A 19,247-nucleotide genomic window follows, 5' to 3' on the forward strand; every position below is an offset into this window, starting at 1 on the left:
CCATCATGGTTCAATTCGATCGCGGACCGCTCAACGTGCGGCCCGGCAGATCGCCAGGAAATCTTCCGCCTTCAGCGACGCGCCGCCGATCAGGCCACCGTCGATGTCCGGCTGCGCGAACAGCTCTTCCGCGTTGTCCGGCTTCACGCTGCCGCCGTACAGCACCGATACGTCCGCCGCACCCTTCGCCGCGAGACGCGCACGCAGGAATGCGTGCACGTCCTGTGCCTGCGCCGACGTCGCGCTCTTGCCCGTGCCGATCGCCCAGACCGGCTCGTACGCTACGACGATGCGCGCCGCCTCGTCGGCCGTCAGCACGGCCAGCACCGCATCGAGCTGCGCTCCGACCACCTGCTCGGTCGCGCCCGCTTCGCGCTCGTCGAGCGTTTCACCGACGCACACGACGGGCGTGAGGTCCGCCGCGAGCGCGCGCTGCGCCTTCGCGGCGACGGTTTCGTTGCGCTCGCCGTGATACGCGCGACGCTCCGAGTGACCGACGATCGCATACTGCGCGCCGAACTCCGCCACCATCGCGGCCGCCACTTCACCGGTGAACGCGCCCTGCTCGTGCGCGGACACGTCCTGCGCGCCGAACGCGACACGGCCGCCGCCGAGCTGCGCCTGAACCTGCGCGAGGTACGGGAACGGCACGCACACGCCGACCGACGTTTCGGCCGGCACTGCGCCCACGCCCTGCACCACTTCGTTCAGCAATGCCTGGTTGCCGGCCAGCCGGCCGTGCATCTTCCAGTTGCCGATCACTCGCTTCGTTCGTTGTTTCGACATCGTGTCTGTCTCGTCACTATCTTGTCATTGACGCGCCGGAATCCGGCCCGTCAGGTTGGATCTAGCGAAGCAAACCCGCGATTTTACTGCGCACGGCTTGAACCGGTCAAACCGCGCATGTCAAGCCCGCCGCCCGGCCATCACGTGTTCGCGCCCCAATCCAGCACGATCTTGCCGATGTGCTCCCCACTCTCCATCAGCGCATGCGCCTGAGCGGCGTCACCGGCCGGCAGCACACGGTAGATCACCGGCTTGATGCGACCGTCCGCGAGCAACGGCCAGACGCGCGCCTTCAACTGCGCGGCGATGCGCGCCTTGAACTCGACCGGACGCGGGCGCAGCGTCGAACCCGTCACCGTCAGCCGGCGCCGCAGGATTTCGTTGAGGTTGACCTCGGCCTTTGCACCGCCAAGCAGCGCGATCAGCACGAGGCGGCCGCCATCCGCGAGCGCGGACAGCTCGCGCGGCACGTACGAGCCGGCGACCATGTCGAGGATCACGTCGACGCCGCGATCGTGCGTCAGCGACTTGACGACCTCGACGAAGTCCTCCGTCTTGTAGTTGATCGCACGCTCGGCGCCGAGCGCCTCGCATGCGCGGCATTTGTCGGCATTCCCCGCCGTGGCGAACACGCGAAAGCCAAGCGCGTGGGCGATCTGGATCGCCGTCACGCCGATCCCGCTCGAACCGCCCTGCACGAGCAGCGTTTCGTGCTCGCCGCCTTCGCCCGCGCCGAGCAGCGCACGGTCGAACACGTTGCTCCACACCGTGAAGAAAGTTTCGGGCAGCGATGCGGCCTCGATGTCGGTCAGCCCGTCGGGCACCGGCAGGCATTGCGGCAGCGGCACGACCGCATATTCGGCGTAGCCGCCGCCCGCGAGCAGCGCGCAGACGCGATCGCCCAGCTTCAGGCCGAACGGATTCAGCGCCGCATCGGACAGGTCGCCGCCGACGATCTCGCCCGCGACCTCGAGGCCCGGCAGATCCGACGCACCCGGCGGCGGCGCATACGCACCCTTGCGCTGAAATACGTCCGGCCGGTTCACGCCGGAAGCCGCCACCTTGATCAGCACTTCGCCGCGCTTCGGTTCGGGGCGCGGACGCTCCGCGAGCTTCAGCACGTCGGGGGCGCCGAATTCGGTGATTTCGATGGCTTTCATGGTGGTCGCTCCAGGATCAGTCGGATGGCGCGCCCGCGCGCGGCACGGGCGCCTCGCAGGCGCTGCTGCGCCGCACAACGATGCTACAGAAAAAACGGCCGGCACGCTTTCGCACTGCCGGCCGTTCTCACGCCTGTCCGCTTACTGCTGCGGCGGCGTATCCGCCTGCGACGCTGCCGCCGCTTCGTTCAGCAGCGCCTTCGCCGACAGACGCACGCGACCCTTCTCGTCCGTCTGGATCACCTTGACCTTCACCTGCTGGCCTTCCTTCAGGTAGTCGTTGATGTCCTTCACGCGCTCGTTGACGATTTCCGAGATATGCAGCAGGCCGTCCTTGCCCGGCAGCAGGTTCACGATCGCGCCGAAATCGAGCAGCTTGAGCACCGTGCCTTCGTACACCTGGCCGACTTCGATCTCGGCCGTGATGTTCTCGATGCGCTTCTTCGCCTCGGCCATGCCTTCGCTGCTCGTGCTCGCGATCGTCACGACGCCGTCATCCGAGATGTCGATGGTCGTGCCGGTTTCTTCGGTCAGCGCGCGAATCACCGAACCGCCCTTGCCGATCACGTCGCGGATCTTTTCCGGGTTGATCTTGATCGTGATCATGCGCGGCGCGAATTCCGACAGTTGCGTGTTCGCGCCCGAAACTGCCGACGTCATCTTGCCGAGGATGTGCATGCGACCTTCCTTCGCCTGCGCGAGCGCGACCTGCATGATTTCCTTCGTGATGCCCTGGATCTTGATGTCCATCTGCAGCGCCGTCACGCCTTGCTCCGTGCCGGCCACCTTGAAGTCCATGTCGCCGAGGTGATCCTCGTCGCCCAGGATGTCGGTCAGCACCGCGAACTTGTTGCCTTCGAGGATCAGGCCCATCGCGATACCCGCGACGTGCGCCTTCATCGGCACGCCGGCGTCCATCAGTGCGAGGCAGCCGCCGCACACCGACGCCATCGACGACGAACCATTCGACTCGGTGATTTCCGACACGACGCGGATCGAGTAGCCGAATTCGTCGGCGCTCGGCAGGCACTTGACCAGTGCGCGCTTCGCGAGACGGCCGTGACCGATTTCACGACGCTTCGGCGAGCCGACGCGACCCGTTTCGCCGGTTGCGAACGGGGGCATGTTGTAGTGGAGCATGAAGCGCTCGCGGTATTCGCCTTCGAGCGCGTCGATGATCTGCTCGTCACCCTTCGTGCCGAGCGTCGCAACGACGAGCGCCTGGGTTTCGCCACGCGTGAACAGCGCCGAGCCGTGGGTGCGCGGCAGCACGCCAGTGCGGATCTCGATCGGACGCACCGTGCGCGTGTCGCGACCGTCGATGCGCGGCTCGCCGTTCAGGATCTGCGAACGCACGATCTTCGCTTCGATGTCGAACAGGATGTTGCCGACGGTAGCCTTGTCGGCCGCGACCGTGCCGGCCGCCAGCGCGTCTTCCTCGAGCTTCGCCGAGGTCGCCGCGTAGACTTCCTTCAGCTTCGTCGAGCGCGCCTGCTTGTCGCGCAGCTGGTAAGCGGCGAGCAGGTCGCCGTGGGCCAGTTCCGTCACGCGCGCGATCAGCGCCTCGTTCTTCGGCGCCGGCTGCCAGTCCCACTCGGGCTTGCCACCGTCGCGCACGAGTTCGTGGATCGCGTCGATCGCCGTCTGCATCTGCTCGTGGCCGAACACGACCGCGCCCAACATCACGTCTTCCGGCAGCTGGTCGGCTTCCGATTCGACCATCAGCACCGCGCGCTCCGTACCGGCGACGACGAGATCGAGGCTCGATGCCTTGAGCTGCTCACGCGTCGGGTTCAGCACGTATGCGTTGTCGATGTACGCGACGCGCGCGGCGCCGACCGGACCGTTGAACGGCAGGCCCGACACGGCGAGCGCAGCCGATGCACCGATCAGCGCGGGGATGTCCGCCGGGATTTCCGGATTCACGGACAGCACGTGGATCACGACCTGCACTTCGTTGTAGAAGCCTTCCGGGAACAGCGGGCGCAGCGGACGGTCGATCAGGCGCGACGTCAGCGTCTCGTGCTCCGACGGACGGCCTTCGCGACGGAAGAAACCGCCCGGGATCTTGCCGGCCGAGTAGGTCTTTTCGAGGTAGTCGACGGTCAGCGGGAAGAAATCCTGGCCCGGCTTCGCCGACTTCGCGCCGACGACGGTTGCCAGCACGACGGTGTCTTCCACGTCGACGATCACGGCACCGCTCGCCTGGCGAGCGACTTCACCGGTTTCGAGGCGCACCTTGTGCTGGCCCCACTGGAATTCCTTCACGACCTTGTTGAACATGGACATGGTTGCTCCTTTGAATTCATTCATTTCATTCGCCGCCCGGGCCATCCCGTGCGGCGGCGTCCCGACCGAATCACCCGGAGCAAGGTGTGTTTTTTATGCCATTCCAGCGCGCCGCTCGACGAGCGCCGCGCTGGAATGACACAAATCCCGACCCCGGTATCAGCCGTTCCGGCAGCCGGCACTCACGTGCCGGACAGCCCGCGGTGCGCGTGACGCTACGCACCGCGCAAAAACAAAATGCCTGCATCAGCGGACTGACACAGGCATCTTGCTGGCGGCAATCGCCTCGATTACTTACGCAGACCCAGCTTCTCGATCAGCGCGCGGTAACGGTCGGCATCCTTGCCCTTGAGGTAGTCGAGCAGCTTGCGGCGGCGGCTCACCATGCGCAGCAGGCCGCGGCGGCTGTGGTGGTCCTTCGCGTGGGTCTTGAAGTGACCCGTCAGTTCGACGATACGTGCGGTCAGCAGTGCGACCTGGACTTCGGGCGAACCCGTGTCGTTGGTACCGCGGGCGAACTGAGCAACGACTTCCGACTTCTTGATATCTGCAACAGACATGTGATTTCCTTTGTTTCCTACTTGCTAACTGAACAGGCGGACACGGAAGAATGGCCGTGCCGTGACTTACAACCGGCGGGCATTGTAGCACAACTGCACGTCGTTCCTACCGCCCCCTGTCACGGGCGCGTCATCGAGCAGGTCGATGCCATCTGCGTGCGCTGCGCGGGCACCGCGAGGACCGTCCGGAAGCCATATCCCGAGCCCTCGTTGTCGAAGCGCACGCCCGGCGCGCCGGCCTTGTCCATTTCCATCACGTAAAGGGGCTGGATCAGCTGATGATCCTGCGCGCGCATCGTCGACGCGTGGAAGCCGTCGTCGAACGCCAGTCCCTCCAGCGCATGCGCCACCGCGACGGGATCGGCCGAAGCGGCCCGCGTCATCGCCGCAGCGAGCATTTCGATCATCAGGCTCATGCGCCGCACCGGGTAGTCGTCCTGAGCGGCGGGAAAACGGGTCCGGAACGCGCGGTAAAACGCGTCCGACTTCGCGCCGCCTGCGTTCGGATGCCAGTCCGCGACGGCCACCACCCGCCCGACGCCCGCATCGCCCAGCGCGGCAGGCGCGCCGAGGCTGTTGCCATAAAACGTATAGAACTTCGCGTTCAGCCCTTGCTCGCGCGCCGCCTTCACGAGCAGCGTGAGGTCGTTGCCCCAGTTGCCGGTCACGACGGCGTCCGCACCACTCGCCCGGATTTTCGCGATATAGGGCGAGAAATCCTTGATGCGCCCGATCGGATGGAATTCGTCACCGGCTATCGTCACGTCGGGGCGCCGCTCGGCCAGCGCCTGCCGCGCCAGACTGCTGACGTCGTGACCGAAGCTGTAGTCCTGATTCAGCAGGTAGACCTTGCGCAGCGCGCGGTCGCGCGCCATCACGTCCGCCAGCGCGGCCATCCGCATCCCCGCATGCGCGTCGAAGCGGAAATGCCAGAAGCTGCAGCGCGCACCTGTGAGCGCCGGATCGTCGGCCGAATAGTTGAGCAACAGCATCCGGCTGTCCGGATTGCGCGCATTCAGCTTGTCGAGCGCCGCGACGAGCGCGGCCGCGACCACCGAGCTGTTGCCCTGTGCAACGAAACCGATGTGCCTGTCCGCCGCCGCGCGCAACTGCACGAGCGCCTCCTCCGGGCTGCCTTTACTGTCGAGCACGACGAGTTCGAGCGGGTGTGCGCCGTCGCGCAGTTTCACGCCGCCCGCCGCATTGACCTGTTCGACGCCGAACCGCAGGTTGCGCTCGACCGCAGCGCCCGCGTTCGCGAATGGGCCCGACATGCCCTCGATCAGTGCGATGCGCACCGGCTCGCCCGCCGCGAACGCGGACGACGCCAGCAGCCACCCCACGCTCAATGCGAGCGCGCAACGTTTCCACAGCTGCATCGGCTCCTTGCCCTTCAATATCTGTCCGAGAAGCGCGGATCATAGGCCGCGAGCGCTACTGGCCGCAAGCGCGGCGCGAAGCGACACCTCGATGGTCGCTGCCGACGATCCGCACCGATTTTTTCTGCGCGATGCGCCGACGCGCGCCGTCCGTGATACAACTGAGCGGTTAGAGAGCTCTGGAGAATCCCATGCGCATTCGCATTCCCGTGCGCCTGCCGGTGCTGGTCGCCTGCGCGGCGGCGCTGCTTGCCGGTTGCGCACAACCGTGGCAGCAATACCAGGCCGGCCAGGACGAGTCGGCGATCGTCGCGCGTATGGGGCCGCCGCGCGAGATCTACGACCTGCCCGGCGGCGGCAAGCGCCTGATGTGGCCGACTCAACCGATGGGCGAAATCACCATTGCGGCCGACGTCGACGCGGCCCACCGGATCGTCAACGTCCGACAGGTGCTGCAGCCGAGCGAGTTCTATCGCGCGGATATCGGCAAGTGGACCAAGACCGACGTGCTCGTCAATTTCGGCCGCCCGGTCGAGACGTCCTACTTCCCTCTGATGAAGCGCGAAGTGTGGACCTACCGCTATCTGGAAGACAACGTCTGGTACATGATGTACAGCTTCTACTTCGACCAACAAGGCATCCTGCGCACCACGCAGAAAACGCCGGACCCGCTGCACGACCCCGACCGCCGCAACCTCTTCTGATCGGAACGATTGCGCTTTATACGCAATTTTCACAATGGCCATTTACGAATTATTGCGTGAATGGCCATTTTCATTTCTTGGTCATATTCGATTAATTTCCCATTCGATGCGGCAATCCTTTCCGATCGAAGCTGCGCTGAAAGCATTATGCGGAATCCCTTGCCACACGGGCGTCAGCGGGAAACAGGCATGCACGACACATGTCATGCATTGCATTGGTGCATGCGCTGCACCACGCCAGATCGAGTTGAAACAATTTGTTTCATTGGCACCAGACGTTAGGGCATACCCCTAATATCGGACGAAATTGAACCTTTCAATTTAGAAAGCATCATATTGCTCCACTTCGTCCGGTATCTGTTTGCCCTTATCAGAAAGGAGTCCTCATGAATCGCCCCAAGAGCATGCTGGTTGCCAACATCGCCTGGGCCCGCGAGACGCACGAGCATACGCCCGGCTTCTTCGATGCACTCGCACGCGGCCAGAACCCGCGCGTGCTGTGGATCGGCTGCGCCGACAGCCGGGTGCCAGCCGAAACCATCACGCATTGCGCGCCCGGCGAACTGTTCGTCCATCGCAACATCGCGAACCTGTTCCATCCCGACGACGACAATTCGGCGAGCGTGCTCGAGTACGCCGTGCGCGTGCTCGAAGTCGATCACGTGATCGTGTGCGGCCATTACGGATGCGGCGGCGTGCGTGCGTCGCTGCTGCCGCCGCCCGCCGACCTGCCGCACGTCGCGCGCCGCATCGCGCCGCTGTGCGCGCTTGCACGACGCCATCGCGGCACACTGGACGGACTCGACGACACGGCGGCCGCCGACCGCCTGGCCGAGCTCAACGTGCTCGAACAGGTTCGGCTGCTGCGCGCGTCGCCGATCGTGCATGGCCGGCAGCGGCCGCCGCTCGTGCACGGCTGGATCTTTTCGCTCGCCGACGGCCGCCTGAAGGAACTCGACTCCGGCTACACGACACCACCGGTCGAAGCGGAGCATGCCGCCATGGCCGCCGCACTGAGCTGATCGCCCCCTTACGCCAAGAAATCACCCCAACCATGAAACTGAACGAGCGCCTGTCCACGCTGCCGCGCGACATCGTCGCCGGCATCGTCGTTTTCCTCGTCGCGCTGCCGTTGTGTCTCGGCATCGCCAATGCGTCCGGCGTCGAGCCGTTCGCCGGGCTCGTGTCCGGCATCGTCGGCGGCATCGTCGTCGCGCTGCTGAGCGGCTCGTCGCTGTCGGTCAGCGGACCGGCCGCCGGCCTTGTCGTGATCGTCGTCGAAGGGATCGCGCAACTCGGCAGCTTTTCCGCATTCCTGCTCGCGGTGCTGTTGTCCGGCGTGCTGCAGTTCGGCTTCGGCATGCTCCGCGCCGGCCGCTTCGCCGCATACGTGCCATCGCCCGTCATCAAGGGCATGCTCGCGGCGATCGGCCTGCTGCTGATCATCAAGCAGATTCCGTTCGCATTCGGCATCGGCGGGGCGGCCGCGCAATCGTTTGCGTCATGGCCGAGCCTGCCGACCGCCTGGGCCGCGACGGCCATCGCACTTGTCTCGCTCGCGCTGCTCATCGCGTGGGATCTGCCAGCGCTCAAGCGCTTCGGCTGGGTGCGCTCGGTGCCCGCGCCGCTCGCGGTCGTCGTGTTCGGCATCGCCGCGACGCTCGTGCTCGGCGTCGTTGCACCGTCGGTCTCGCCGGGCGCCGCGCATCGCGTCACGCTGCCGGAGCTCGAATCGTTCGCGGCACTCGCGGCATCGCTGAAGCACGCCGAGTTCGGCCCGAACTTCGCGCAGCTGGTCAATCCGGACGTGTGGCGCGTCGCGATCACGCTCGCGGTCGTCGCGAGCCTCGAGACGCTGCTGAGCCTGGAGGCGGTCGAACAGATCGATCCGAAGCGCCGGCCGACCCAGCCGGACCGCGAGCTGAAGGCCCAGGGTGTCGGCAATCTCGTCGCGGGTGCGTTCGGCGGGCTGCCGATCACGTCGGTGATCGTGCGCAGTTCGGTGAACGTGAACGCGGGCGCGCAAAGCCGGATGTCGGCGATCGTGCACGGGATCCTGCTGCTTGCCAGCGTGTTCGCGCTGACCGGGCTGATCAACCTGATCCCGCTCGCGAGCCTCGCGGCGATCCTGATCCACACCGGCTTCAAGCTCGCGAAACCGGCGCTGTTCCGCTCGGTGCTGAAGCAGGGCTCGGCCGCGTTCGTGCCGTTCGCCGCGACGATCGCGGGCGTGCTGGCGGTCGATCTGCTATTCGGCATCGCGCTCGGCATCGCATGCAGCGTGCTGGCGGTCGCGGTCGCGAACCTGAAAAGCCCCGTCACGCTCGCGCAGCACGACGACCATTTCCTGCTGTCGTTCCGCAAGGACGTGTCGTTCCTCGGCAAGGTGCAGGTCAAGCATCACTTGCGGCACATTCCCGACCGCGCGGCCGTGATCATCGACGCGACGCGCGCCGACTACATCGATCACGACGTGCTGGAACTGCTCGACGCGTTCGTCGCCGATGCGCCGCGGCGCGGGATCGCGGTCGAATTCCGCCGCCGCAGCCCGGCACCCCGCCCCTCCGCGCGCCGCTGGCTGTTCCGCGCGCCGGCGGCCGAATGACCGGCGCATGAAAAAACACCCCGGGCGGCGCAAGGCCGCACGGGGTGTTTCGTGTGCGCCGGACGCTCGACGCGCAGCGCTTACGAGCGCTGCGGGTTGACCTTGTCGTCCTTCGAGTGCAGCTTGTTCAGCGCCGAGATGTACGCCTTCGCGGACGCCGCGACGATGTCCGGATCGGTGCCGACACCGTTGACGATCCGCCCGCTCTTCGACAGCCGGACGGTCACTTCGCCCTGCGCCTGCGTGCCGGTCGTGATCGCGTTCACCGAATACAGCAGCAGTTCGGAACCGCTGCCGACTTCGCCCTCGATCGCGTTGAACGTCGCGTCGACCGGCCCGTTGCCGCGCGCCTCGCCGGTCACTTCCTTGCCCTCGACCGCGAACACGATCTTCGCTTGCGGCTGCTCGCCCGTCTCCGAACGCTGCGACAGCGACACGAACTTGAAGTGCTCCTGCTCTTGCGCGAGCGCCGACTCTTCGGAGACGATCGCGATGATGTCTTCGTCGAAGATCTCGGCCTTGCGATCGGCGAGATCCTTGAAGCGCAAGAACGCGGCGTTCAGTTCGGCTTCGCTGTCGAGCGACACGCCGAGTTCCTGCAGGCGCTGCTTGAACGCGTTGCGGCCCGACAGCTTGCCGAGCACGATCTTGTTCGCGGTCCAGCCCACGTCTTCGGCGCGCATGATCTCGTAGGTGTCGCGCGCCTTCAGCACGCCGTCCTGGTGGATGCCCGACGCGTGCGCGAATGCATTCGCGCCGACCACCGCCTTGTTCGGCTGCACGACGAAACCGGTGATCTGCGACACGAGCTTCGACGTCGGCACGATCTGCGTCGTGTCGATGCCGACGTCGAGGCCGAAGTAGTCCTTGCGGGTCTTCACGGCCATCACGATTTCCTCGAGCGACGTGTTGCCCGCGCGCTCGCCGAGACCATTGATCGTGCACTCGATCTGCCGCGCACCGCCGATCTTCACGCCGGCAAGCGAGTTCGCCACCGCCATCCCGAGGTCGTTGTGGCAGTGCACGGAGAAAATCGCCTTGTCCGAATTCGGAATGCGTTCGCGCAGCGTCTTCACCAGGTTGCCGTAGAGCTCCGGCACACCGTAGCCGACCGTGTCGGCAATGTTGATCGTCGTCGCCCCTTCGGCGATCACGGCTTCCAGCACGCGGCACAGGAAGTCGAGATCCGAACGGCTGCCGTCTTCCGGCGAGAATTCGACGTTGTCGGTGAACTTGCGCGCGAAGCGCACCGCGAGACGCGCCTGCTCGAACACCTGGTCCGGCGTCATCCGCAGCTTCTTCTCCATGTGCAGCGGCGACGTCGCGATGAACGTGTGGATCCGCGAGCTGTTGGCCGGCTTCAGTGCGTCGGCCGCGCGCTGGATGTCCTTGTCGTTGGCGCGCGCCAGCGAGCAGATCGTGCTGTCCTTCACCAGGCCGGCGATCGTGTGGATTGCGTCGAAGTCGCCGTTCGAGCTGGCCGCGAAACCAGCCTCGATCACGTCGACCTTCATCCGCTCGAGATGCTTCGCGATGCGGATTTTCTCTTCCTTCGTCATCGACGCGCCGGGCGATTGTTCACCGTCACGCAACGTCGTATCGAAAATGATCAGCTTGTCTGTCATGGGGGGCTCCAGGGCTCTTTATACGGGAATCAAACGTAATGAGATCGCGCCACCGCTGGCGACGCTCAACAACAGACGAGGCTTGACGGAGGGCGAGAACGGTCAGCGCGGCAGGCGCGCCAAAGCTAGCGCGCGTAGCGGCGCACCGGCTAGAAGGAGGGAGAGGCGGGAAAATGCAGTCATGCCGAAGACTATAGCGGCATTCCGCTGGGTGCGCAATCGGACGGCACCCGGGATCCGGGCCGCGCCGTGCGAAAAAGGGGCAAATGAAAACGGCGGCCTCAAGGCCGCCGTTGCCGGGCAGGATTGCGCGTCAGTGATCGCGCTGCGACGAGCGCGCGGGGTTCGCCCGTCCGCGCACGGCCATGTAGGCCCAGAATACGTAGCCGGACAGTCCGTACAGCACGAACAGGCAGAACAGCATCAACGGCGGATCGGACGACACGAGCACGAACGCGACGACGACCAGCAGGATCGCCGCGAACGGCACGCGATGCCGCACGTCGAGCGCCTTGCCACTGTAGAACGGCGCGTTCGACACCATCGTCACGCCTGCATAGATCGTCAGTGCGAACGCGACCCACGGCAGCCAGCCGAGCTTCATCGGCACGCGGTTGTCGGTCGCGAGCCAGACGAAGCCGGCGATCAGCGCGGCGGCGGCCGGACTCGGCAGCCCCTGGAAGAATCGCTTGTCGACAACGCCGATGTTCGTGTTGAAGCGCGCGAGACGCAGCGCGGCGCCCGAACAGTAGACGAACGCGGCGAGCCAGCCCCAGCGGCCGAGATCCTTCAGCACCCATTCGTACATCACGAGTGCCGGCGCGACGCCGAACGACACCATGTCGGACAGGCTGTCGAACTGTTCGCCGAACGCGCTTTGCGTATGCGTCATTCGCGCAACGCGCCCGTCCATCCCGTCGAGCACCATCGCGACAAAGATCGCGATCGCGGCGATCTCGAAGCGCACGTTCATCGCCTGCACGACCGCGAAGAAGCCGCAGAACAGCGCAGCGGTCGTGAACGCGTTCGGCAGCAGGTAGATGCCGCGCGTTTTCAGGAACCGCTGGCGCGCGGCGCGGCGGCTTTCGATGGGCGCCGGATCCGGCGCCATCACCTTGTTGCGGCGGAACGGGCGTGGCGTCTGGCCAGAGCCGTTGCGCGGCCGACGCGGTTTGAATGCGGCCATCGTGCGTCCCGCCGCTTACTGTTCGAGCTCGGCGAGGATCGTCGACGACGCGTAGACCTTCTCGCCGATCGACACCTTCGCACGGCTGCCGAGCGGCAGGTACACGTCGACGCGCGAACCGAAGCGGATGAAACCGTAGCGCTGGCCGCGCGACAGCGGCTCGCCGGCACGCACGTAGCAGAGAATCCGGCGGGCGACGAGGCCTGCGATCTGCACGGCGGTGACGGTCTTGCCGCTCGCCGTCTGGATCACGACCGCATTGCGCTCGTTCTCGGTCGACGCCTTGTCGATCGCCGCGTTCAGGAACGCGCCGGGGAAGTATTCGACCTTGGTGACCGCGCCGTCGACCGGCGAACGCTGCGAATGGACGTTGAAGACATTCATGAACACGCTGATCTTCAGCGCTTCGCGATTCGCGTACGGATCCTGGGTGGTCTCGACCGCGACGATGCGGCCGTCCGCCGGGCACAGCACCGCGTTCGGCTGCGCCGGGATCGGGCGCTGCGGATCGCGGAAGAACTGGACGACGAAGACGAGCAGCAGCCAGAACGGCCATGCGAAGCCGAAGCCCCCGACGGCGTGGATCAACAACGCGATGACGGCTGCAATCGCGATGAACGGCCAGCCTTCGCGCGCGATGATCGGATGAGGATAGTTCATGGGTTCGTTCGGTGTTCGGTGAATTGCAAAGCCCGTAGGATAGCAAAAGCCGCCCGGGGCACTGCTGCCTTCGGACGGCTTTTTGATACCGACCCTCCACTCGAAGGGCCGGAACAGCACGACGTGCTTAGTTCTTCGTCTGGTCGACGAGCTTGTTCTTCGCGATCCACGGCATCATCGCGCGCAGCTTCGCACCGACTTGCTCGATCTGGTGCTCGGCCGTCAGGCGGCGGCGCGACTGCAGCGTCGGCGCGCCTGCCTTGTTCTCGAGGATGAAGCTCTTCGCGTATTCGCCCGTCTGGATGTCGGTCAGACACTGCTTCATCGCCTTCTTCGTCTCTTCCGTGACGACGCGCGGGCCCGTCACGTACTCGCCGTACTCGGCGTTGTTCGAGATCGAGTAGTTCATGTTCGCGATGCCGCCTTCATAGATCAGGTCGACGATCAGCTTCAGCTCGTGCAGGCACTCGAAGTACGCCATTTCCGGCGCGTAGCCGGCTTCGACCAGCGTCTCGAAACCAGCCTTGATCAGCTCGACGGTGCCGCCGCACAGCACGGCCTGCTCGCCGAACAGGTCGGTTTCGGTTTCTTCACGGAAGTTCGTCTCGATGATGCCTGCACGGCCGCCGCCGTTCGCTGCCGCGTACGACAGCGCGATGTCACGCGCCGCGCCCGACTTGTTCTGCGCAACCGCGATCAGGTGCGGCACGCCGCCACCTTGCGAGTACGTGCCGCGCACGGTGTGGCCCGGCGCCTTCGGTGCGATCATGATCACGTCGAGGTCGGCGCGCGGGATCACCTGGCCGTAGTGGACGTTGAAGCCGTGTGCGAATGCCAGTGCGGCGCCCTGCTTGATGTTCGCGTGCACTTCCTTCGCGTACACGTCGGCGATCTGCTCGTCCGGCAGCAGCATCATGACGACGTCCGCGCCCTTCACCGCTTCGGCGACTTCCTTGACCGACAGGCCCGCGTTTTCTGCCTTGCTCCACGACGCGCCGCCCTTGCGAAGGCCGACCGTCACGTTCACGCCGCTGTCCTTCAGGTTCAGTGCGTGCGCATGGCCTTGCGAGCCGTAGCCGATGATCGTGACTTGCTTGCCCTTGATGAGGGAGAGGTCAGCGTCTTTGTCGTAGAAAACGTTCATGATGGTTCCTTCGCTAATTCAAAAATTCAACAATTCGTTCAGATGGAGTACTGCGAGCCGGGACATGACGGCGCACCCGGCGTGCCTTTTCTGCAATTCGGCATCACACCTTCAGGATGCGCTCGCCGCGTCCGATGCCGGAGCTGCCGGTACGCACGGTCTCTAGGATCGCGGTGGCGTCCAGCCCCTGGATGAATGCGTCGAGCTTGTCGCTCGCGCCCGTCAATTCGATCGTGTAGGTCTTTTCGGTCACGTCGATGATGCGGCCGCGGAAAATGTCCGACATCCGCTTCATTTCTTCGCGCTCCTTGCCCACTGCACGTACCTTGATCAGCATCAGCTCGCGTTCGATGTGTGCACCGTCGGTCAGGTCCACCACTTTCACCACCTCGATCAGGCGGTTCAGATGCTTCGTGATCTGTTCGATCACGTCGTCCGAGCCAATGGAAACGATGGTCAGCCGCGACAGCGATTGGTCTTCGGTCGGCGCCACCGTCAAGGTTTCGATGTTGTAGCCGCGTGCGGAAAACAGACCGACCACGCGCGACAGCGCGCCCGGTTCGTTTTCCAGCAGGACGGAAATGATGTGTCTCATGTTCGCTTCTTCCAGAATGTGTCCGTGTCGATTCACTCGCGCCGCGCGCCGCCCCGATGCCGCACCGCCCTTCGTGAAGGCGGCCGCTTCGATCCGGGCGCGCGTCGCGCCGTTAGAGATCTTCCGATCCGAGCAGCATCTCGGTGATGCCCTTGCCGGCCTGTACCATCGGCCAGACGTTTTCGGTCGGATCGGTCTGGAAGTCGAGAAACACGGTGCGGTCCTTCAGGCGCAGCGCTTCCTTCAGCGCCGGCTCCACATCCGAGGTCTTTTCGATCCGCATGCCGACGTGGCCGTATGCCTCGGCAAGCTTCACGAAATCAGGCAGCGCATCCATGTACGAATGCGAATAGCGCTTGCTGTATTCGATTTGCTGCCACTGGCGGACCATGCCGAGATAGCGGTTGTTCAGCGAAATGATCTTCACGGGCGTGTCGTACTGCAGGCAGGTCGACAGTTCCTGGATGCACATCTGGATCGAGCCTTCGCCCGTGATGCACAGCACGTCGTCGTCCGGGTGCGCCATCTTGACGCCCATCGCTGCCGGCAGGCCGAAGCCCATCGTGCCGAGGCCGCCGGAGTTGATCCAGCGACGCGGCTTGTTGAAACGGTAGAACTGCGCGGCCCACATCTGGTGCTGGCCGACGTCCGAGCACACGAACGCGTTGCCGTCCGTCAGCTCCCAGGCCTTCTCGACCACGTACTGCGGCTTGATGATCTCGCTTTCGCGATCGAACTTCAGGCAGTCCTTCGAACGCCAGCCCTCGATGTCCTTCCACCATTGCGCGAGCGCCTCGGTGTCGGGGCCATGCTCGGCCGTCTGCAGTTGCTCGATCAGCTCCTTCAGCACTTCCTTCACGTCGCCGACGATCGGGATGTCGACCTTCACGCGCTTCGAGATCGACGATGGGTCGATGTCGATGTGGATGATCTTGCGCGGGCGCGACGCGAAGTGCGCCGGGTCGCCGATCACGCGGTCGTCGAAGCGGGCGCCGATCGCGATCAGCACGTCGCAGTGCTGCATCGCCATGTTCGCTTCGTACGTGCCGTGCATGCCGAGCATGCCGAGGAATTTCTTGTCCGACGCGCGATAGCCGCCGAGGCCCATCAGCGTGTTCGTGACCGGGTAGCCGAGCAGGTCGGCGAACTGGTTCAGTTCGCGCGACGCGTCGGCGAGGATGATGCCGCCGCCCGTGTAGATGTACGGACGCTTCGCCGACAGCAGCAGCGACACGGCCTTGCGGATCTGGCCCGAATGGCCTTTCGTGACGGGGTTGTACGACCGCAGCGACACGCTCTTGACCGGCTCGTACTGGCACGGGGTCTTCGAGATGTCCTTCGGGATGTCGATCAGCACCGGGCCCGGACGGCCGGTGCGGGCGATGTAGAACGCCTTCTTGACGGTTTCCGCGAGGTCGCGCACATCCTTCACGAGGAAGTTGTGCTTCACGCACGGACGCGTGATGCCGACCGTATCGCATTCCTGGAACGCGTCCTGGCCGATCGCGGCAGTCGGCACCTGGCCGCTGATCACGACCATCGGGATCGAATCCATGTATGCCGTTGCAATGCCGGTCACCGCATTGGTGACACCGGGGCCGGACGTCACGAGACAGACGCCGACGTTGCCGGTGGAACGCGCATACGCATCGGCTGCGTGCACGGCCGCCTGTTCGTGGCGCACCAGCACGTGCTGAATCTTGTCCTGCTTGTAAAGCTCGTCGTAGATGTAGAGTACCGAGCCGCCGGGATAGCCCCAGATGAATTCGACGTTCTCGTCGGCCAGTGCCTTCATGAGCACGGTGGCGCCGATGGAGTCGCTATCGGGAGGGGAAAGGGGTTCCGACGTGGAGAATTCCGCGCTGGGCATGTTCATTTTGACCTTTCGAATTTTCGGCAAAAAATTGATCGGGTGCTCTCTGCCGGGCTTGTGGCTCGGGTTCAAGCGGCGCGTCCAGTTTGAAGGGCGGGCTTCTTGGGCCAGCCTCAAATGAGACCATCACTTCATGTTGCGAATCGTTGACGATAGCGGGTCGTGCTGGGGGCGTCAAGCAAAATATCCCGCAGCGCATCATGGCCTCGTCCGTCCGGGCCGCAGACGCTGTTCGCGCGCAACGTACCGAGCCGCTCCCGGTGCCAAATCGCGCGAAAATTTGTTAGCATCCGCGGGTTTTACGAAATTTTTCGACCTTTCACACGCCGCAGTCCGCAGCGCATACCTTTACGGAATGGCATCAGACAAGGAACTCGCCGACTTTCTGGCGGGCGTCGAAAGGCGCGCGTTCAAGCAGGCTGCGTACGCCGTGCGTGACGACGATGCGTCGCTCGACATCGTGCAGGATGCGATGATCAAGCTGGCGGAGAAATATGGCGACCGGCCGGCGGCCGAGCTGCCGCTGCTGTTCCAGCGGATCCTGCAGAACGCGATCCATGACTGGTTCCGCCGGCAGAAGGTCCGCAATACCTGGGTCACGCTCTTCTCGTCGCTCAACAACACGGACGACGAGGACTTCGATCCGCTGGAAACGCTCGAGTCCGCGGACGACAATGCGGGCGTCGAGAGCACCGAGCACCGCCTGGAGCGGGAGCAGGTTCTGGCCCTGATCGACGAAGAAATCCAGAAACTTCCGACGCGTCAACGGGAAGCGTTCCTGATGCGTTATTGGGAAGATATGGATGTCGCCGAGACTGCCGCCGCAATGGGGTGCTCCGAAGGCAGCGTCAAGACGCACTGCTCGCGAGCCACCCACACCCTGGCGCAAGCGCTCAAGGCCAAAGGAATCACGCTATGAGCTCCGCTCCCGTAAATCGAGAACACGAATTCGCGCTGAAGGTCCGCCGCGCGCTGGACGAACGTGCCGCGGCGCTGCCTGCCGCGACCACCGACCGTCTGGCCGTCGCGCGCCGGGCCGCGCTCGCGCGCAAGAAGCCGGAAGCCGCGACCGCGCCGGTGTTCGTGCCCGCGTTCGCCGGTGCCGCCGCATACGGCACGCCGCCCGCGAGTCGCCCGCAGACGTCGTTCGCGCGCCGCCTGCTGCGCGCCTGGCCGCTCGCGCTGCTGCTCGCGGGGCTCGTCGGCATCGCGTACTGGGAAGACATGCAGCGCACCGCCGAGCTCGCCGACATCGACGCGGCGATGCTCAGCGACGACCTGCCGCTCAACGCGTATCTCGATCACGGGTTCAACGCGTATCTTTCGCACGCACGCTAACAGAGAATAACGAGGGGATCGCACGGGTGAGTCAGAAACGCGGCCTGGCCGTATTTTTCGGATGCGTGATCGCGATCGCCGTTTCGTACGTCGCCACCTATTCCCGATTCAACCCGCCTCCCACGACGACCTCCGTCGCGGCCAGCAGCGCGCCCGCGCCGACCTCGGCCGCCGCCGGGCTGACCACCGAACTCGCCCCGCTGCCCCTGCCGCTGCCGGCCGCCAACGGCCCGCTGTCGTGGGCGCGCCTGACGCCTGCGCAGCGCGCGGCACTCGCGCCGTTCGCCGAACAGTGGGACGGTTTTAGTGACGCACGCAAGCGAAAATGGCTGAAGATCGCGTCACGTTTCGCGAAATTGACGCCTGATGAGCAGAAGCACCTGCAAGAGAGGATGTCCGAGTGGGCGCGGATGACGCCCGAGCAGCGCCGCGTCGCGCGTGAAAATTACCAGAGCGCGAAGGAGTTGTCCGCGCAGGCCCGCGAGCGTGCGTGGAAGGCGTACCAGCAACTTCCCGAAGAACAGAAGCAGCGCCTCGCCGCAACCGAGCGCCGTCGCCGGCCGAGCGTCGTCAGCGCGCCGCCGGCGGTCGCCGATCGCGATGTGCGCCGTCTCGTGAATTCGCACGAGCATCCGGCGAGCAACCCGGCGCCGGCATCGGCGCCCGCTACGGCCGGCGCCGGCACGCCGCCCGTGGCGGCATCGTCGACGTCCGGCACCGCACCCGCTCCTGCAACCGTCACGCCCGTCTCGCCGGCCGACGCGCCGTCGATGTTCAAGGGCTCCTGACCCGCCGTGGCGAGCGCCTCCGCACCGCAGGCCCCGGCCGTCGTCGCCGCGCCATCCGTGCGGCGGCGCCTCGCCGCGATGCTGTACGAAGCCGTGCTGCTGTTCGGCGTCGTGTTCTTCGCGGGCCTCGCATTCAGCCTCGCGACGCAGCAGCGCAACGGCCTCGTTCATCACAACCTCCTCGCCGCGTGGATCGCGGTCGTCGTCGGCGCGTACTTCGTCTGGTTCTGGACCCACGGCGGCCAGACGCTGCCGATGAAGACCTGGCGGCTGCGGCTCGAATCGTCGAGCGGCCGCCCGCTGAGCGCCGGCCACGCGCTCGTCCGCTACGCGCTCGGGTGGCTGTGGTTCCTGCCGCCGCTCGCGCTGCATCCGCTCCTCGGCCTGTCGGTGCCCGTCACGCTTGCGCTGGCCGCCGCGTGGATCGCCGCATGGGCCGGCGCCGCCCGATTGCACGCCGATCGCCAGTTCCCGCACGACCGGATCGCCCGCACGCGCATCGTCGCAATTCCGCGCTGACGCGCCGCGGTCCGCGCGACCGCGACCCGTTCCGCG

At 65.4% G+C, this 19,247-nt stretch carries 16 protein-coding genes and 1 pseudogene; 6 read left to right on the forward strand and 11 right to left on the reverse strand.

Annotated elements, in window-relative coordinates; genetic code table 11:
* Positions 1-30: 30 nt before the first annotated feature.
* From tpiA to WI26_RS10940, 5 genes are all read right to left on the reverse strand, one after another.
* Positions 31-786 (reverse strand): triose-phosphate isomerase, encoded by a 756-nt coding sequence (tpiA, locus tag WI26_RS10920; RefSeq protein ID WP_060190239.1) that lies wholly within the window; start codon positions 784-786, stop codon positions 31-33.
* A 140-nt stretch (positions 787-926) separates the two neighbouring features.
* Complete coding sequence (locus WI26_RS10925; RefSeq protein WP_069225930.1) at positions 927-1,946, reverse strand: NAD(P)H-quinone oxidoreductase; 1,020 nt, start codon at positions 1,944-1,946, stop codon at positions 927-929.
* 141 nt (positions 1,947-2,087) lie between these two features.
* A complete protein-coding gene (gene pnp, locus WI26_RS10930) occupies positions 2,088-4,235 on the reverse strand; it encodes a polyribonucleotide nucleotidyltransferase (RefSeq protein WP_059468112.1) in 2,148 nt (715 codons plus the stop codon).
* A 290-nt stretch (positions 4,236-4,525) separates the two neighbouring features.
* Positions 4,526-4,795 (reverse strand): 30S ribosomal protein S15, encoded by a 270-nt coding sequence (rpsO, locus tag WI26_RS10935; protein ID WP_006398792.1) that lies wholly within the window; start codon positions 4,793-4,795, stop codon positions 4,526-4,528.
* 119 nt (positions 4,796-4,914) lie between these two features.
* The gene (locus WI26_RS10940) at positions 4,915-6,174 is read right to left on the reverse strand and encodes a branched-chain amino acid ABC transporter substrate-binding protein (protein WP_069226402.1); all 1,260 of its coding nucleotides are present in this window, start codon (positions 6,172-6,174) and stop codon (positions 4,915-4,917) included.
* Between the two features lie 191 nt (positions 6,175-6,365).
* Between WI26_RS10940 and WI26_RS10945 the strand changes: the two genes are divergently transcribed.
* Both WI26_RS10945 and WI26_RS10955 read left to right on the forward strand, forming a co-directional pair.
* Positions 6,366-6,878: a hypothetical protein gene (locus tag WI26_RS10945; protein ID WP_059468114.1), complete on the forward strand. Its 513-nt coding sequence runs from the start codon at positions 6,366-6,368 to the stop codon at positions 6,876-6,878.
* A gap of 499 nt (positions 6,879-7,377) precedes the next feature.
* Positions 7,378-9,483, forward strand: a pseudogene (locus WI26_RS10955) (SulP family inorganic anion transporter); the annotation flags it as partial.
* 80 nt (positions 9,484-9,563) lie between these two features.
* Here WI26_RS10955 and WI26_RS10960 read toward each other — a convergent pair.
* The 6 genes from WI26_RS10960 to WI26_RS10985 all read right to left on the reverse strand — a co-directional run bounded on the left by WI26_RS10960 (position 9,564) and on the right by WI26_RS10985 (position 16,569).
* Entirely contained in the window at positions 9,564-11,108 is a 1,545-nt protein-coding gene (locus WI26_RS10960; protein ID WP_059468117.1) for a 2-isopropylmalate synthase, read from the reverse strand.
* Positions 11,109-11,421: 313 nt separating this feature from the next.
* A complete protein-coding gene (gene pssA, locus WI26_RS10965; protein WP_059468118.1) occupies positions 11,422-12,294 on the reverse strand; it encodes a CDP-diacylglycerol--serine O-phosphatidyltransferase in 873 nt (290 codons plus the stop codon).
* A gap of 15 nt (positions 12,295-12,309) precedes the next feature.
* Complete coding sequence (locus WI26_RS10970; protein WP_059468119.1) at positions 12,310-12,954, reverse strand: phosphatidylserine decarboxylase; 645 nt, start codon at positions 12,952-12,954, stop codon at positions 12,310-12,312.
* A gap of 127 nt (positions 12,955-13,081) precedes the next feature.
* Entirely contained in the window at positions 13,082-14,098 is a 1,017-nt protein-coding gene (gene ilvC / locus WI26_RS10975) for a ketol-acid reductoisomerase (protein ID WP_006478252.1), read from the reverse strand.
* Positions 14,099-14,201: 103 nt separating this feature from the next.
* On the reverse strand, positions 14,202-14,693 hold the full coding sequence (gene ilvN / locus WI26_RS10980; RefSeq protein ID WP_034207977.1) for an acetolactate synthase small subunit: 492 nt from the start codon (positions 14,691-14,693) through the stop codon (positions 14,202-14,204).
* A gap of 112 nt (positions 14,694-14,805) precedes the next feature.
* A complete protein-coding gene (locus tag WI26_RS10985; RefSeq protein WP_059468120.1) occupies positions 14,806-16,569 on the reverse strand; it encodes an acetolactate synthase 3 catalytic subunit in 1,764 nt (587 codons plus the stop codon).
* A gap of 352 nt (positions 16,570-16,921) precedes the next feature.
* Between WI26_RS10985 and WI26_RS10990 the strand changes: the two genes are divergently transcribed.
* The 4 genes from WI26_RS10990 to WI26_RS11005 all read left to right on the forward strand — a co-directional run bounded on the left by WI26_RS10990 (position 16,922) and on the right by WI26_RS11005 (position 19,211).
* Positions 16,922-17,485, forward strand: a complete 564-nt coding sequence (locus WI26_RS10990) for an RNA polymerase sigma factor (protein ID WP_059468121.1) — start codon at positions 16,922-16,924, stop codon at positions 17,483-17,485.
* Positions 17,482-17,904 (forward strand): DUF3619 family protein, encoded by a 423-nt coding sequence (locus tag WI26_RS10995; protein ID WP_059468122.1) that lies wholly within the window; start codon positions 17,482-17,484, stop codon positions 17,902-17,904. The genes WI26_RS10990 and WI26_RS10995 overlap by 4 nt, the downstream gene beginning before the upstream one ends.
* 26 nt (positions 17,905-17,930) lie before the next feature.
* Positions 17,931-18,692 carry a DUF3106 domain-containing protein gene (locus WI26_RS11000; RefSeq protein ID WP_069225933.1) on the forward strand — a complete coding sequence of 254 codons (762 nt, stop codon included), beginning with the start codon at positions 17,931-17,933 and terminating at the stop codon, positions 18,690-18,692.
* 78 nt (positions 18,693-18,770) lie between these two features.
* The gene (locus WI26_RS11005) at positions 18,771-19,211 is read left to right on the forward strand and encodes an RDD family protein (RefSeq protein WP_420480783.1); all 441 of its coding nucleotides are present in this window, start codon (positions 18,771-18,773) and stop codon (positions 19,209-19,211) included.
* Positions 19,212-19,247 lie beyond the last annotated feature (36 nt).

The sequence above is a fragment of the Burkholderia diffusa genome, assembly GCF_001718315.1.
GTDB lineage: Bacteria > Pseudomonadota > Gammaproteobacteria > Burkholderiales > Burkholderiaceae > Burkholderia > Burkholderia diffusa_B.

Bases quoted from the DNA above. Each gene is read 5' to 3' on its own strand.
- tpiA (WP_060190239.1), bottom strand. From the start codon at position 786: ATGTCGAAACAACGAACGAAGCGAGTGATCGGCAACTGGAAGATGCAC.
- WI26_RS10925 (WP_069225930.1), bottom strand. From the start codon at position 1,946: ATGAAAGCCATCGAAATCACCGAATTCGGCGCCCCCGACGTGCTGAAG.
- pnp (WP_059468112.1), bottom strand. From the start codon at position 4,235: ATGTCCATGTTCAACAAGGTCGTGAAGGAATTCCAGTGGGGCCAGCAC.
- rpsO (WP_006398792.1), bottom strand. From the start codon at position 4,795: ATGTCTGTTGCAGATATCAAGAAGTCGGAAGTCGTTGCTCAGTTCGCC.
- WI26_RS10940 (WP_069226402.1), bottom strand. From the start codon at position 6,174: ATGCAGCTGTGGAAACGTTGCGCGCTCGCATTGAGCGTGGGGTGGCTG.
- WI26_RS10945 (WP_059468114.1), top strand. From the start codon at position 6,366: ATGCGCATTCGCATTCCCGTGCGCCTGCCGGTGCTGGTCGCCTGCGCG.
- WI26_RS10960 (WP_059468117.1), bottom strand. From the start codon at position 11,108: ATGACAGACAAGCTGATCATTTTCGATACGACGTTGCGTGACGGTGAA.
- pssA (WP_059468118.1), bottom strand. From the start codon at position 12,294: ATGGCCGCATTCAAACCGCGTCGGCCGCGCAACGGCTCTGGCCAGACG.
- WI26_RS10970 (WP_059468119.1), bottom strand. From the start codon at position 12,954: ATGAACTATCCTCATCCGATCATCGCGCGCGAAGGCTGGCCGTTCATC.
- ilvC (WP_006478252.1), bottom strand. From the start codon at position 14,098: ATGAACGTTTTCTACGACAAAGACGCTGACCTCTCCCTCATCAAGGGC.
- ilvN (WP_034207977.1), bottom strand. From the start codon at position 14,693: ATGAGACACATCATTTCCGTCCTGCTGGAAAACGAACCGGGCGCGCTG.
- WI26_RS10985 (WP_059468120.1), bottom strand. From the start codon at position 16,569: ATGAACATGCCCAGCGCGGAATTCTCCACGTCGGAACCCCTTTCCCCT.
- WI26_RS10990 (WP_059468121.1), top strand. From the start codon at position 16,922: ATGGCATCAGACAAGGAACTCGCCGACTTTCTGGCGGGCGTCGAAAGG.
- WI26_RS10995 (WP_059468122.1), top strand. From the start codon at position 17,482: ATGAGCTCCGCTCCCGTAAATCGAGAACACGAATTCGCGCTGAAGGTC.
- WI26_RS11005 (WP_420480783.1), top strand. From the start codon at position 18,771: ATGCTGTACGAAGCCGTGCTGCTGTTCGGCGTCGTGTTCTTCGCGGGC.